Annotated in this window: 12 protein-coding genes; 8 read left to right on the forward strand and 4 right to left on the reverse strand. The window is 41.0% G+C overall.

What is annotated here, in order from left to right:
• Window positions 1-32: 32 nt before the first annotated feature.
• From WBM98_RS11385 to WBM98_RS11400, 4 genes are all read left to right on the forward strand, one after another.
• Window positions 33-719 (forward strand): TIGR00730 family Rossman fold protein, encoded by a 687-nt coding sequence (locus WBM98_RS11385; RefSeq protein WP_424366142.1) that lies wholly within the window; start codon window positions 33-35, stop codon window positions 717-719.
• A gap of 9 nt (window positions 720-728) precedes the next feature.
• Window positions 729-3,569: a M1 family aminopeptidase gene (locus tag WBM98_RS11390; protein ID WP_424366143.1), complete on the forward strand. Its 2,841-nt coding sequence runs from the start codon at window positions 729-731 to the stop codon at window positions 3,567-3,569.
• Between the two features lie 164 nt (window positions 3,570-3,733).
• Window positions 3,734-6,145: an alpha-ketoacid dehydrogenase subunit alpha/beta gene (locus WBM98_RS11395; RefSeq protein WP_424366144.1), complete on the forward strand. Its 2,412-nt coding sequence runs from the start codon at window positions 3,734-3,736 to the stop codon at window positions 6,143-6,145.
• 204 nt (window positions 6,146-6,349) lie between these two features.
• Entirely contained in the window at window positions 6,350-6,727 is a 378-nt protein-coding gene (locus tag WBM98_RS11400; RefSeq protein WP_424366145.1) for a DoxX family protein, read from the forward strand.
• Here the strand turns inward: WBM98_RS11400 and holA are convergent, their stop codons facing one another.
• Window positions 6,728-7,729 (reverse strand): DNA polymerase III subunit delta, encoded by a 1,002-nt coding sequence (gene holA, locus WBM98_RS11405; protein ID WP_424366146.1) that lies wholly within the window; start codon window positions 7,727-7,729, stop codon window positions 6,728-6,730.
• A 26-nt stretch (window positions 7,730-7,755) separates the two neighbouring features.
• On the opposite strand from holA, the gene WBM98_RS11410 reads away from it, so the two are divergent.
• The 3 genes from WBM98_RS11410 to WBM98_RS11420 all read left to right on the forward strand — a co-directional run bounded on the left by WBM98_RS11410 (window position 7,756) and on the right by WBM98_RS11420 (window position 10,172).
• Window positions 7,756-8,202, forward strand: coding sequence for a type I restriction enzyme HsdR N-terminal domain-containing protein (locus WBM98_RS11410; protein ID WP_424366147.1), 447 nt, complete (start codon window positions 7,756-7,758; stop codon window positions 8,200-8,202).
• Between the two features lie 12 nt (window positions 8,203-8,214).
• Window positions 8,215-9,216 carry a glycosyltransferase family 2 protein gene (locus tag WBM98_RS11415; RefSeq protein WP_424366148.1) on the forward strand — a complete coding sequence of 334 codons (1,002 nt, stop codon included), beginning with the start codon at window positions 8,215-8,217 and terminating at the stop codon, window positions 9,214-9,216.
• A 104-nt stretch (window positions 9,217-9,320) separates the two neighbouring features.
• The gene (locus WBM98_RS11420) at window positions 9,321-10,172 is read left to right on the forward strand and encodes an OmpA family protein (protein ID WP_424366149.1); all 852 of its coding nucleotides are present in this window, start codon (window positions 9,321-9,323) and stop codon (window positions 10,170-10,172) included.
• A gap of 71 nt (window positions 10,173-10,243) precedes the next feature.
• On the opposite strand, the gene WBM98_RS11425 is transcribed toward WBM98_RS11420, so the two are convergent.
• The 3 genes from WBM98_RS11425 to WBM98_RS11435 are packed head-to-tail and all read right to left on the reverse strand — an operon-like array spanning window position 10,244 to window position 14,100.
• On the reverse strand, window positions 10,244-10,864 hold the full coding sequence (locus WBM98_RS11425; protein WP_424366150.1) for an L-threonylcarbamoyladenylate synthase: 621 nt from the start codon (window positions 10,862-10,864) through the stop codon (window positions 10,244-10,246).
• A gap of 13 nt (window positions 10,865-10,877) precedes the next feature.
• The gene (locus WBM98_RS11430) at window positions 10,878-11,744 is read right to left on the reverse strand and encodes a glycoside hydrolase family 16 protein (protein WP_424366151.1); all 867 of its coding nucleotides are present in this window, start codon (window positions 11,742-11,744) and stop codon (window positions 10,878-10,880) included.
• Window positions 11,745-11,772: 28 nt separating this feature from the next.
• Complete coding sequence (locus WBM98_RS11435; protein ID WP_424366152.1) at window positions 11,773-14,100, reverse strand: ATP-dependent helicase; 2,328 nt, start codon at window positions 14,098-14,100, stop codon at window positions 11,773-11,775.
• A gap of 132 nt (window positions 14,101-14,232) precedes the next feature.
• Here WBM98_RS11435 and WBM98_RS11440 point away from each other — a divergent pair, with 132 nt between their 5' ends.
• Window positions 14,233-14,775 carry a DsrE family protein gene (locus WBM98_RS11440; protein ID WP_424366153.1) on the forward strand — a complete coding sequence of 181 codons (543 nt, stop codon included), beginning with the start codon at window positions 14,233-14,235 and terminating at the stop codon, window positions 14,773-14,775.
• The last annotated feature ends 6 nt before the right edge of the window (window positions 14,776-14,781 follow it).

A 14,781-nucleotide genomic window follows, 5' to 3' on the forward strand; every position in this document is an offset into this window, starting at 1 on the left:
TCCGATTACCTTTATAAACGAAAAATAATACGATGAGAAAAGAACAACATCATAAAGGATGGAATGAAATCAAGACCAACGATTCGTGGGCCATATTTAAGATTATGGGCGAATTCGTCATGGGTTTTGAGAAAATGAGTGAAATTGGACCCTGCGTTTCCATTTTCGGATCGGCCCGGACCAAGGAACACATGGATTACTATAAGCTCACTGTGGATATTACCAAAAGCATTTCAGAGGCTGGTTACGGAATCATCACCGGTGGTGGCCCAGGTATTATGGAGGCGGGTAACCGTGGGGCCCATTTGGCTGGTGGAACTTCCGTTGGGCTGAATATAGACCTACCTTTTGAGCAGCACGACAATCCGTACATCGATAGCGATAAGAGTCTCGACTTCGATTATTTCTTTGTAAGAAAGGTTATGTTTGTAAAATACTCCCAAGGCTTTGTGGTCATGCCGGGGGGCTTTGGAACGTTGGATGAATTGTTCGAGGCAATAACCCTGATACAAACAAATAAAATCGAAAAATTCCCAATTATCCTGGTAGGTACCGAGTTTTGGGGAGGACTTATCGATTGGGTGAAAAACACCATGCTCGTGGCTGGGAATATCAGTCCAAAAGATTTGGATCTAATTAAAGTAGTGGATACAGGTGTTGAGGTTGTTGATGTTTTGGATTCATTCTACAAAGGCAAATCCCTAAGTCCGAATTTTTAAATTCAATCATTGAAAAAGAAAAGTTATTTTAATTCCGTCGTAGGGACATTGGCCTTTTTTATAGGTTGTATTGCGGCCATTGGCCAACATAGCAACGCGCTTTCCGTTCGCCTGAACAGGGAAACCAAGGAATTGAATATACAACAGGAATTCATTTATAGAAATTCTTCCAAGTACACCTTAGAAGTGCTTTATTTCAACGATTGGGCCCACGCCTACTCGAACAAAAACACGGGACTTGCAAAACGATTTGCAGAGGAGTTCAAAAAAAGCCTACACTTGGCCAACAATGAAGAACGCGGACGTACAACCTTGCTAAGTGCTGTTGATGATGAATATCGGGGATTGCAATGGGAACGAACTTCAGAAAAGGATATCCTCAAGATACTGCTGAACAAACCTTTGCCCCCCGGGGAAGAGGTGCAACTTTTTATGACCTATACCATAAAATTACCCCCTGACAAGTATACGGGCTATGGGTATAACAATAGGGATGAGTACTATTTAAAGGATTGGTACCTGTCCCCGGCGGTTTTTAATGGCAAGTGGCATCTATATTCCAACAAGGATCTTGATGATCTCTATACCGATATCACAAAAACCACAGTGAATTTTATATACCCTAAAGAACTTTACTTAACGACCAATTATAGAAACCTTGGTACTTCCAGTTTTTCAAACGGAAAACAAACCCAATTGGAAGCCTTACAACAAAAAAATTGTGAGATCATCCTTAGCCCGTTCCAAAAGTTCAAAACACACGTCACCCCTTACATGACTTTGGTCACTGACCTTGGATCGCCCAAATATGACGATATTTCCGAAGGTATTTCTATAGATAAGGTATCGAGTTTCATCAATGACAACCTTGGTAAATATCCCCATTCTCAACTGTTGGTCAGCCAAAAGGATTATGATAAAAGTCCCTTGTATGGCTTAAACCAACTGCCCTCCTTTATACGTCCCTACGAAGAGCAGTTTCAGTTTGAAATGAAGTTCTTGAAAACCGCCTTGAACAAATTCTTGGAAGAGACGCTGTACCTCAATCCTCGGAAAGAACAATGGCTAAAGGATGCCATTGCCAATTACTTGATGATTGCTTATGTCGAAACTTATTATCCCGACCAAAAACTACTGGGCAAACTTTCCAATATTTGGGGCATACGCGGATTTAACCTAGCTAAAATGGACTTTAACGAGCAATATCCATTCTTGTATATGCTCACGGCCCGAAAGAACCTAGATCAAGCCCTTAGAACCCCTAATGATTCCCTTATAAAATTCAACCAGAAGATAGCCAATAAGTACAAGGCCGGGATGGGACTTTCCTATTTGGCCGATTATATCGGCAAGGACAAGATCGATCAAAGTATCAAGACCTATTTTAAGCATTATTCCCTGAACTCAGCTAAGGTAATCGATTTCGAATCCATATTAAAACGCGCAACGGAAACTGATATTGATTGGTTTTTCAGGGATTACCTATCAACGTCGAAGAAAATAGACTTCAAGATAAAGAAAATAGAAAAGATCGACGATTCCCTTAGGGTAACCCTTAAGAACAAAGAGGGCACCCGAGTTCCCATTTCCCTGTTTGGCATAAAGAATGATTCCGTGGTTTCTAAATATTGGTTTTCCGATATCACCGATGAAAAAACAGTCACCATTCCAAGAGGCGCAGAAGATCGAATGGTACTGAACTATGATCATAAAATTCCCGAATTCAACGAGCGGGATAACTGGAAATCATTAAAAGGTTTCTTGTCTAGCAATAAGAAATTGCAGTTCCGTTTTTTTAAGGATGCCGAAGACCCCTATTACAATCAAGTCTTTTATGTCCCAGTGATGAACTTCAACATATATGACGGATGGAGCCCGGGAATGCGGATTTACAACAAAACCTTTTTAGAAAAACCATTCGTATATGATTTTGCCCCCTCCTACGCAATTAAGGAAAAATCGCTGGTTGGGTACGGCAAATTCAACTATCGTAAGTATTTGAGTAAAAGTGGCCTTTACGTGGCCAATTATGGGCTCAGGGGTTCGACATCCCATTATCAGATAAATTCGAGATATTCTACGATCACCCCCTCAATTGGATTTGGTTGGCGACCCGAAAATCTTCGATCGAACAAAAGGGATTTTGCCAGTTTACGCTATGTGAATGTATTTCGAAATTTGGATGAGAATCTGGAAAACGTTGAAACCGATCCTGATTATAGTGTATTGAATGCGCGTTTTACCCACGTTGACAATGGTATTATCGATTATTTATCATGGTTTGCCGATGCCCAATACAGCAAAGACTTCAGTAAGGTTTCCTTTGAACTTGAATATCGAAAATTGTTTGAGAGCAATAGACAATTCAATTTCAGGTTTTTCGCAGGAAAGTTTTTGAACAATACCATAAATCCCAATATCAGATTCTTTGATTTTGCGCTGGATAGGCCCAATGATTATCTATTTGATTATAATTACTTGGGAAGGTCCGAAGAAACCGGAATCTATAGCCAACAGATCATTATTGCCGAAGGTGGATTCAAATCGAAACTGGAAAATCCTTTTTCCAACAATTGGATGGCGACCGTTAATACAAGTATCAACGTTTGGCGGTGGATCGAGTTCTATAGTGATATCGGATTTATGAAACGAAAAAACGAAAAGGAACGGTTGGTTTATGATTCCGGTGTTCGTTTGAACTTGGTAACGGACTATTTTGAATTGTATTTTCCCCTGTACTCCAATAACGGTTGGGAAGTCTCACAACCCAATTACGGTGAGAAAATCAGATTCATCATTACGCTAAGTCCAAGAACGTTGACCGGATTATTTACCAGAAAATGGTTTTGATATCTTGACACATTCGTACTAATTAGGACTGAATTATTCAAAATACTTAGCGTTGCCGATATTATTCGTAGATTATCTGATAATTCTAAGATTTATTTAACCTTGTGCCACATTGCAAAATCCCTTGTCGTTTGGTATTTTTGTAAAAAGCCGAAAAGTTATACATGGACCTATCTCCCAAAACAAGTACTGATATTTCCTTTGAAGATTTTAGAACGCAGATTCTGGAGGATTATAAGTTGGCGTTTTCCAGTCGCGTCTGTAGTCTTTTGGGGAGAAAGGAAGTACTGACCGGAAAGGCCAAATTCGGCATCTTCGGTGATGGCAAGGAACTTCCCCAGTTGGCCATGGCGAGATCATTTAGAAATGGCGACTTTCGCAGTGGTTATTATAGGGATCAGACCTTTATGATGGCCTTAGGATTATTGAGTCCGAAGGAATTCTTTCATGGACTCTATGCCACGGCTGACATGACGAAGGAACCCATGAGTGCAGGGAGACAGATGGGCGGTCATTTTTTGACCTATAGTTTGAACGACGATGGTTCTTGGAAAAACCTGACCGAACAAAAAAACAGTAGTTCCGACATCTCTTGCACAGCAGGCCAAATGCCTAGGTTATTGGGACTGGCACAAGCTTCAAAGGTGTATCGAAATCTGAAGACTTTGGATGCCACTAAATTTTCCGACAACGGTAACGAGGTCGCTTGGGGCACCATAGGCAACGCGAGCACAAGCGAAGGTCTTTTCTTTGAAACGATAAATGCAGGTGGTGTACTTCAAGTGCCCATGGTCATTAGTATTTGGGATGATGGGTATGGCATATCTGTACCGGCCAAATACCATACTACCAAGGAAGATATATCAAAATTGCTCAGTGGTTTCCAAAGGGAGGAAGAACTCCAAGGATACGAAATCTTCAAGGTCAAAGGTTGGGATTATACAGCCTTGATGCATACCTATGAGAATGCAGCGGATATAGCACGGGAACAACATGTGCCCGTAATCATTCATGTTACCGAGTTGACCCAGCCTCAAGGCCATTCAACTTCGGGGTCCCATGAACGTTATAAAAGTACCGAACGATTGCAATGGGAGAAAGAATATGATTGCAACGCACGCTTTCGAACATGGATTGTGGAATCTGGAATTGCCACAGAAAATGAATTGAACCTTATTGAACGTGAAATCCGTATTTCGGTCAGAACGGCTAAAAAAGATGCCTGGTCCGAATTTTTGGCACCGCACAAGGTAAAGAAAACCGAACTTATAAGGATATTAGGCGAATTGGCGGCCCAAAGTGTAAATAAAAACATCATTTCAAAGCTCAAGAACGACCTCATTGCCATAGAGGAACCGGTAAAAAAAGATTTAGCAGTAATCTCAAGAAAGGCATTGCGCTATGTCATTGGGGAGGAATCGGAGGAAAGAACTATGTTGATCGACTGGGTAAACCAATTCTTAAGTAGTGAACAACCAAAATACAGCGATCATCTTTACAGCGAAAAGGAGAATAAGGCAACAAACATCGAAGCAGTCTTGCCAACGTATGGGACAGCATCAGAAAAGGTGGATGGCCGGATTATCTTAAGGGATAATTTTGACAAACTATTCGAAAAATATCCGAAAGCATTGATTTTCGGTGAGGATACCGGCACTATTGGTGATGTCAACCAAGGCCTGGAAGGTCTTCAAAAGAAATATGGGAAAATACGTGTTTCCGACACAGGTATTCGTGAAGCTACCATTATAGGCCAAGGCATCGGAATGGCATTGCGGGGCTTACGACCAATTGCCGAAATTCAATATCTAGATTATATCTTTTATGCCATGGCACCCCTTACCGATGATTTGGCAACAATGCGATACAGAACCTCTGGCAAACAAAAAGCACCTGTAATAGTGCGCACCAGAGGACATAGATTGGAAGGTATTTGGCATTCTGGCTCCCAAATGGGAGGACTCATTCACCTGTTGAGGGGAATGTATATCCTTGCCCCAAGAAATATGACCCAAGCGGCTGGTTTTTATAATACGCTGATGAAAAGTGACGAACCGGCCTTGATCATTGAAAGTTTGAACGGTTATCGACGTAAAGAACGTAAGCCCTTGAATCTTGGTGAATTTTGCACGCCGATCGGCGTGGTTGAAACCCTGCGAACCGGCAGTGATATCACCTTAGTATCCTATGGGTCAACGGTACGCATCGTGCTTCGGGTGGCCAAAGAATTGGCAGAAGTCGGAATTGAGGCCGAGGTTATTGATGCACAGACCTTGTTGCCCTTCGATATCAATCATGATACCGTTAAAAGTGTTCAAAAAACAAATCGATTATTGGTCATTGACGAAGATGTCCCCGGCGGCTGTTCAGCGTACCTTATTCATGAAATCGTTGAAAGACAAAAAGGGTACCAGTATCTTGACAGTCCCCCACAGACCCTGACCAGTAAGGCGCATCGACCGGCCTACGGTACTGATGGGGATTATTTTTCAAAACCCAATGCCGAGGATATTTTTGATAGGGTTTATGCCATACTGCATGAGGCAAGACCTTCCGATTTTCCTAAATTAAGGTAAATGACCCCAGTGTATTTATCACTGCTGCCATAAATATTTCTGTTTGATGTTCTTAAATCCTTTTTTATGGGTTTATCGACCACTTTCGATAGATTCATAATACAGCATTCAATCTGGGATTCACGGGGCTGACCAACAGATTCAAATCTTCTTTTGGTTTCGCCAAAAAATCGGTACATTTAGTGGCTTTCAAATTTACAACCTATGAAAAATAACCTTCAGACCCATATCGGATTGGCATTCCTTAGAATAGTGCCTTCCATAATGATGCTCACGCATGGTCTTCCTAAATTTCAGAAATTGATCAGTGGTGATTTTGAATTCGGTGACCCCATCGGTATAGGCGCAACGCCGTCATTATTTCTGGCCGTCATAGGCGAATTCATCTGCCCCATTCTGGTGATCATCGGGTTCAAGACAAGATGGATGGCCGTACCCCCTGCGATAACCATGGTAGTTGCTGGTTTTATCGCTCATTCCGCTGACCCCTTTGCAACCAAGGAAAAGGCTTTTCTATATTTGGCTTTTTTTATTGTTATTATATTATTGGGGCCAGGAAAGTTCAGTATCGACAAAAAGTAGTCAAAAGATCTTTGATAGGAGTTCTTTCAATAAATCGGAAGGAGGAAGCGCATTGGCCCCTACCCCTTTTCCTTTGAGATCCATTTCACGTAGATTCGAAATGATCGCGCTTACTTTTTTCATGGGATAATTCTTGGCGGCGATTTGATACTCCCCTACAAAGTACGGATTTATTCGAAGGGCACTGGCCACGCTCTTGGGAGAATGGTCGTTTAAACCATGATATTGCAATAACTGTGAAAAAAAGTTATATAACAGGCTTACCGTTAAAACGAAAGGGTTGTCTTTCGGATTTTGGGAAAAATAGTTGATTATCTTAGACGCCTTCAATACGTCCCCCTCACCAATCGCTTTCTTAAGTTCAAAATTATTGTAGTCTTTACTAATTCCTATATGTTCTTCAATATGGTCTGGCGTTATTTGGCTTTCCTTGGGTAACACCAAGGTAAGCTTGTCCAACTCTTTGCTTATCCGGCTTAAGTCCGTTCCCAAATTTTCAACCAGTAAGAGCGAAGCCTTATGGGAGATACTATAACCTTTACCATGGAGAATGGTTCGTATCCATTCCGAAACTTGGTTTTCATATAATTTCTTACTTTCGAAGAGCACCCCATGTTTTTGGACCGACTTGTATAATTTCTTCCGTTTGTCCAGTTTTTTGTATTTGAAACAAATAACGAGAACGGTAGTTGGTTGTGGATTTTCGGCATAATCAACCAATTGCTCGATGGTTCTCGAAAGTTCTTGCGCCTCCTTGACGATTACCACTTGCCGTTCTGCCATCATGGGATAGCGCTTGGCATTCGCCACAATATCATCGATGCTGACATCTTTACCATATAACACCATTTGATTGAAACCTTTCTCCTCTTCAGTAAGGATATTTTTCTCAATGAACTGCGATATTCTATCAATATAATATGGCTCTTCCCCAAACAGAAAATAAAGAGGACTTATTTTTCCATTTCGGATATCGGCAACTATTCGTTTTACTTCTTCCATCCAAAAAAATTCATCAAATTTGTTCCATGCAACGACTTGACTTCCCAGTTTATGATTTTCGTTTCAAAAATAGCGAAAATAAGGTCTACATTTTTGATGTGATCCGCAAAAAATTTGTGGTATTGCAGCCTGAGGAATGGGTACGTCAGAATGCTGTTCAATTCTTGCTCCATGAAAAAAAATATCCAAAAAGCCTCATTAATGTTGAAAAACAGATAACGGTGAACAACATCAAAAAAAGGTATGATATCGTTGTTTTCGATACCATGGGGGACATTGCCTTACTTGTTGAATGTAAATCACCACAGATTGCTATTACCCAAGCTACTTTTGACCAAATCGCGCGCTACAACATGCAGTTGAACGCCAAGTACCTCATGGTAACCAATGGACTCCAGCATTTTTATTGCAAAATGGACTATGAAGTAGAAAATTACGTGTTTTTAAAGCATATTCCTGATTTTAGCCGTTAATTTGCAAGCGTTTTGAGAATAGCTATCGTCATACTTAATTGGAACGGAGAGGTACTTTTGGAAAGATACCTTCCTTCGGTGGTACACTATTCAGAAGGTGCCGACATTTACGTTGCGGACAATGCCTCTACAGATGACTCCGTCAAATTTGTAAAAACCAACTTTCCAAAGGTAAAGATCATACAAAATACCATTAATGGAGGCTTTGCCAAAGGATATAATGACGCATTAAAGGCTGTGGATGCAGACGTTTTTTGCCTGCTTAACAGTGATGTGGAAGTAACCCCGAATTGGTTGGGGCCCATTCAGGAGGCATTTGATTTGATGCCTGAAGCCAGTATCATTCAACCCAAGATCTTGGATCTAATGCGAAAAGATCATTTTGAGTATGCTGGTGCAGCTGGCGGATTTCTCGATCAATTGGGGTACCCTTTTTGTCGGGGCCGCATATTCCAGGAACTTGAAAAAGATACTGGCCAATATGACGATATTCGGGAAATCTTTTGGGCAACAGGGGCCTGTATGTTCATTAAAAAAGATGTTTTTGTTGAGCTGGGCGGTTTTGATGAGGATTATTTTGCCCACCAAGAAGAGGTAGATCTTTGTTGGCGCGCTAAAAATAGGGGGTATCGGGTTTTTTACGTAGGCACCTCGTGCGTATATCATTTAGGTGGTTTTACGCTCAGCAACATGAATCCCAAAAAGACCTTTCTAAATTTCAGGAATTCCCTTTATTCGATTACCAAAAACCTTCCTCGAAGAAAGGCCTTCCTTATTATAATTTTCAGATTGTTGTTAGATGGTATTGCAGCCCTGAGGTTTGTCGTACAACTGAAATTCACGCACTGTGCGGCCATTCTAAAAGCCCATTTGAGTTTTTATGGAAATTTTTTGAGAATGTATGGGAAGCGGGAAAAAACCAGTTTCATTAAAAAATATTATGTAACAAAATCCATAGTGTGGTCTCATTTCGTACATCATGTAAAGAATTTTAACATTTTAGTAAAAGATTAACTAATTTTGCCTATTATAAGAAGGCTAATTGTATAATTTTGGTCTTTATTTGAGATCGCTTTTTTTAGATTATTAATTAATAAAACAAGTTATAAACATAGATTATGAAGAAAATTATTTTAGGTTGTTTAGGGGTAGCCCTTTTATTGTCGTCATGCGTATCACAAAAGAAATATGCCGATTTGGAGTCTAAGCACAAGGAGACCCAGGATTTGTTGAATTCCGCAACCGTTAAATTGAACAGCTGTCTTGAAGATAAGGCAACTGCAACCTCAAGATTACAGACCCTTGAAGATCAAAATGCCTTTTTAAAGGCCAATAACCAAGAATTGATCAACAACATGGGCAATTTGACCACTTTAACTACCAAAGGTGCCGAAAACCTTGAAAAATCATTGGAAAGTCTACAGGAAAAAGACCTTACCATAAGAAAATTGCAAAATGCGATCACTAGAAGGGATTCTGTAAACCTTTCCCTAGTACAAAGTTTAAAAGGTGTTTTAGGTAACTTGGATGACGAGGATATCGAGATCAGCGTTGAAAAAGGAGTGGTTTTCGTATCTATTTCAGATAAACTATTGTTTAGTAGTGGTAGCTACAACATCACAAGCAGAGCTAAGGAAGTTTTAGGTAAAGTTGCCAAGGTGGTAAACAATAAACCAGATTTTGAATTCATGGTTGAAGGCCACACCGATGATGTTCCTTACAGAAAAGGTGTTTTATTGGATAACTGGGATTTGAGTGTTAAGCGCGCAACTGCAGTTGTTAGAATTTTGCAGAACGATTTTAATGTAGATCCAAAGCGTATGACCGCCGCGGGTAGAGCTGAATATATTCCCGTTTCCCCTACTGAAAAATCAAAAAACAGAAGAACCAGAATTGTTGTACTTCCTAAATTGGATCAGTTCTATAGTATGATTGAGGAAGGAATGAAAGATCCTGCAATCAACAACTAGATCGAATAACGAATAAAAGTAAAAATGCCCTGACCACATGGTCAGGGCATTTTTTATTTATAAAAACATTCTTAAAAAATATCCAAACTCCCTTTACCTTCCCGAAGTACCTCAGGCTCATCCCCTGAAAGGTCAATGACCGTTGAAGCTACATTGCCCCCATATCCACCATCGATTACAATATCGACAAGATTGTTCCATTTTTCATAAATAAGTTCAGGGTCTGTCGTATACTCCAATAGTTCATCCTCGTCATGAATTGACGTCGAAACAATCGGGTTCCCCAGTTCCCGAACCAATGTTTGGGCAATGGAATTATCAGGCACACGAATACCAACGGTTTTTTTCTTCTTAAAATCCTTGGGCAGGTTAGAACTACCGGGCAAGATAAAGGTGTACGGACCTGGAAGTGCACGCTTTAAAATTTTAAAGGTGGCGGAGTCTATTTGGCGCACATAATCGGAGAGATTGCTTAGGTCGGCACAAATAAAGGACCAATTGGCTTTATCCAATTTAATCCCCTTGATACGTGCAATTTTTTCCAAAGCCCGGGTATTTGTTATATCACAACCCAAACCATATACGGTATCTGTAGGATAAATGATAAGTCCCCCTTTTCTTAGAACCTGTACCACTTTGGCAACCGCCTTGGGATTGGGATTCTCTTCATATATTCTTAGTAACTCTGCCATCCATTCAAATATATTATTGTTTAACCTGATACACCCGAACATAATCGACCTCCATGATTGCAGGGAAAATGGTGTCATCAACACCTTCAATCCCCCCCCAATTTCCCCCGACCGCAATATTCATAATAAAATAAAACGGTTTTGAAAAAGGCCAGTTTTGTTCCGTATACCCCTCAGGTCTTTCAAATGTGAATTTTACATTGTCTTTCGAATCGATATAAAATTTCAAATATTCCTCTGACCATAATAATCCATAGGTGTGGAATTCCTCTTCGGCCGTTTCCAGCACCACCGGGCCCGATGAGGCCTGTGTACCATCCACATGGTTGTTCGCCGTACTGTGTATGGTAAAATGTACGTTGTTGGGATCGTAACTTACATACTCCATCATATCTATTTCACCACACGCAGGCCAACCTTTAGTGGAAACGGAACTTCCTAACATCCACAATGCAGGCCATAAGCCATTGCCTTTATGATCAGGTAATTTGGCGCGTATTTCCATTTTTCCAAAGGTGAAATCTTTGGTGCTATTCAATCGGGTCGAAGTATAATCCCCTACTTCCTGACCATCACCTACTTTTTTTGCAATTATCTTCAAGGTGCCATTACTGACTTCAACATTTTCGTTCGCTACATAATTCTGCCATTCGTTATTGCCCCAGCCATGCTGACCTGTTTCAAAATCCCAATTGTAAGAGGAAAGTTGTGTTCCATCAAATTCATCACTCCATACCAATTCAGCATATTCCCAATAATCCGCAGCGTTTATATCGATGATTTTCTCAGTCTCCTTTTCCGAAGAATCCCCGCAGCTTTGAAATAAAATCCCTATTAAAAATGGAATTACATAAAGGGTACAGTGTTTTTTAAATTTCATATTGTTAGCTATAGTATCGTAATTAGTTTTATGACAGCACTTCCAATTTCGCAAATCGCAGCAACAGTTTTTTAATATCGCCCTGATCAAATTTTATTTCCGCCTTTTTATCATTCCCAACCCCTTCAATCTTCAGTACAACCCCCTGGCCGAACCGTGTATGGGTAACTATAGTCCCTTCCGATAGGTTTGGGCCTACAACATTTGTATTGCCAATGGGTTTTGAAAGCTCCGGTTTTAACTTTCTCAATTTACGGAGTTGCATCTCGTTGGGTTTTCCTATCGCCGGTGGTGTTCCGGTTTTTGGTTTGGTTTGTCGCAAACTACTTTTGTCCACCTCCCCGAAAATATCAACATCTATCAATGACTTATACCGATACCCCGTATCAAGGGGGGTTAAATTCTCTACGTATTGTTCATCGATCTCCTCGAGAAAGCGACTGGGTTCGGCATCGATTAATTTGCCCCAGCGATACCTATTCTGGGTATAGGTCAAATAGGCCTGCTTTTCGGCCCTTGTCAACGCTACGTAGAACAACCGTCGTTCTTCTTCCAATTCACTGCGGGTGTTCATACTCATGGCCGAAGGAAATAAATCCTCTTCCATACCTACGATATATACGTAAGGAAATTCGAGTCCTTTGGCCAAATGAATGGTCATCAAGGCCACACGATCATCATCCCCAGTGTCTTTGTCCAAATCCGTTGCTAGGGCCACATCTTCCAAAAATTCCCCGATACCCCCAGTGGCATCGGCAATTTCCTTTTGTCCCTCAACAAAATCCTTTATTCCATTGAGCAATTCCTCAATATTCTCCATTCGGGCGATTCCTTCCGGGGTACCATCTTTTTTGAATTCTAGAAGAATCCCTGTTTTTTTTGCGACATGTTCTGCCAGTACGAAGGCATCGACCCCTTCGTTCATGATCTGAAAACTCTTGATCATGGTGACAAAATCTTCCAACTTTCTTTTGGTACCTGAGTTGATCTTCAAATCGATCCGATCTAGATGCTCCAAAACCTCAAAGATAGACCGACCATAATGGTTGGCGGCCACCACCAACTTATCAACGGTAGTCTGCCCAATACCGCGAGCCGGAAAATTGATCACCCTTTTCAAAGCTTCCTCATCCTTTGGATTAATGACCAATCGCAAATACGACAGCACATCCTTTATTTCCTTGCGCTGATAAAATGAAAGTCCCCCATAAATACGATAGGGAATATCCCTTTTGCGCAACGCATCCTCGATCGCCCTCGATTGTGAATTTGTACGATATAGTACGGCGAAATTGCCATTGGGTAGTTGGTTTTGCATCTTATTCTCGAAGATGGACCCCGCAACATACCTACCCTCCTCGGCATCGGTGATACTTCGGTGTATAACAATAAGTGAGCCTTCATCATTGTGCGTCCAAACTTCCTTTTCAAGTTGGTTTTTATTCTTGGCAATTACCGAATTGGCCGCATTTACAATATTTTTGGTGGATCGGTAATTCTGTTCCAACCGATACATGCCTACATTATCATAATCACGCTGAAAGTTCAGGATGTTACTGATATTGGCACCCCGGAAAGAATAGATGCTCTGGGCATCATCACCCACTACACAGATGTTCTGGTACCGGTCGGATAGGGCCTTGACGATCAAATATTGCGAATGGTTGGTATCTTGGTACTCATCGACCAGAATATATCGAAACCGATCTTGATACTTCATCAATACTTCAGGGAAACGTGTCAAGAGTTCATTGGTGCGCAATAAAAGATCATCAAAATCCATGGCACCTGCCTTAAAACAACGATTTACGTATTCTTCATAAATCTCCCCAAGTCGCGGTCGTTTGGCCATGGCATCTGCCTCGATCAATTCCGGATTCTGCATATAGGCCTTTACGGTGATCAGACTATTCTTATACGACGATATCCTATTCTGGATCTGTTTGTATTTATAGATATCCTTATCCAACCCCATTTCCTTAATAATGGAAGCGATCAGACGTTGGGAATCCTGTGTATCGTAAATGGTGAAATTACTGGGATACCCTAATTTGTCCCCGTCAAAACGCAATAATTTGGCAAAAACGGAGTGGAACGTCCCCATCCAAAGATTTTTGGCTTCAGAACTCCCAACAATATTGGCAATTCGCTTTTTCATTTCCCGTGCCGCCTTGTTGGTAAAGGTCAAGGCCAAAATGTTAAAGGCGTCTACCCCTTGTGCCATAAGATGGGCTATGCGGTAGGTCAAAACCCTTGTCTTACCCGATCCTGCACCAGCAATGACCATAAGGGGCCCATCCTTATGCAGTACGGGGGCCTTTTGGGCATCATTCAAATCATCGATAAAGGTTTTCAAGATATACGGGAATTAGGTGCCGTGAAAATAACATTAATTCAGCGGATCCTAAAAACGTAGCCCTAATAATTATGAACAATGAAAATGGATTATTCTTTATTTTGAATATATTTAGGCTTCGAAAATCCAAGTATGCCTAGAATTATCCCGTTCCTTTTTTTACCAAGTTTACTCTTTTGCTTATCCTTAGCTGCACAAACCAAGAAATCGGGACCTGTTATTACCGATTTTGGATCCGTATGGGAAATCGAATCTCCCGACTTTGCGACGGACAGCTCAAAGCAGTTCAAGGCTGTTTTCGATATCATGGATTCACCTGATGACCCTGTAGCTTTTAATGAAAAAATCGAAACCGCTGCCCGTTTTTTGAATATGCATGCACAAAGCGGTGTACCGGCCTCACAGCTTAAAATAGCGTTGGTCGTACATAACAAAGCTTCAAAGGATATTATTTCGAACGAAGCCTACCAAAAGCATTTTGGGACCAATAATCCCAATTATGATTTGGTGAAGGCATTGTTGAATGCCGGGGGACAGATTATTTTCTGCGGACAATCTTCCCTCGCAAGGGGTTTTCCTAAAGAAGAGCTGATCGAAGGGGTTCAATTGTCCCTATCGGCCATGACCGCATTGATTCAACTACAAGACGATGATTATAAACTTATTAAATTTTAAATGAGA

Source organism: Maribacter sp., from assembly GCF_049667165.1.
Taxonomy (GTDB): domain Bacteria; phylum Bacteroidota; class Bacteroidia; order Flavobacteriales; family Flavobacteriaceae; genus Maribacter_A.

Coding starts and splice junctions, on each gene's coding strand:
- WBM98_RS11430 (WP_424366151.1), bottom strand. CDS start 11,744: ATGAAATTTAAAAAACACTGTACCCTTTATGTAATTCCATTTTTAATA.
- WBM98_RS11400 (WP_424366145.1), top strand. CDS start 6,350: ATGAAAAATAACCTTCAGACCCATATCGGATTGGCATTCCTTAGAATA.
- holA (WP_424366146.1), bottom strand. CDS start 7,729: ATGGAAGAAGTAAAACGAATAGTTGCCGATATCCGAAATGGAAAAATA.
- WBM98_RS11410 (WP_424366147.1), top strand. CDS start 7,756: ATGCAACGACTTGACTTCCCAGTTTATGATTTTCGTTTCAAAAATAGC.
- WBM98_RS11440 (WP_424366153.1), top strand. CDS start 14,233: ATGCCTAGAATTATCCCGTTCCTTTTTTTACCAAGTTTACTCTTTTGC.
- WBM98_RS11395 (WP_424366144.1), top strand. CDS start 3,734: ATGGACCTATCTCCCAAAACAAGTACTGATATTTCCTTTGAAGATTTT.
- WBM98_RS11420 (WP_424366149.1), top strand. CDS start 9,321: ATGAAGAAAATTATTTTAGGTTGTTTAGGGGTAGCCCTTTTATTGTCG.
- WBM98_RS11425 (WP_424366150.1), bottom strand. CDS start 10,864: ATGGCAGAGTTACTAAGAATATATGAAGAGAATCCCAATCCCAAGGCG.
- WBM98_RS11385 (WP_424366142.1), top strand. CDS start 33: ATGAGAAAAGAACAACATCATAAAGGATGGAATGAAATCAAGACCAAC.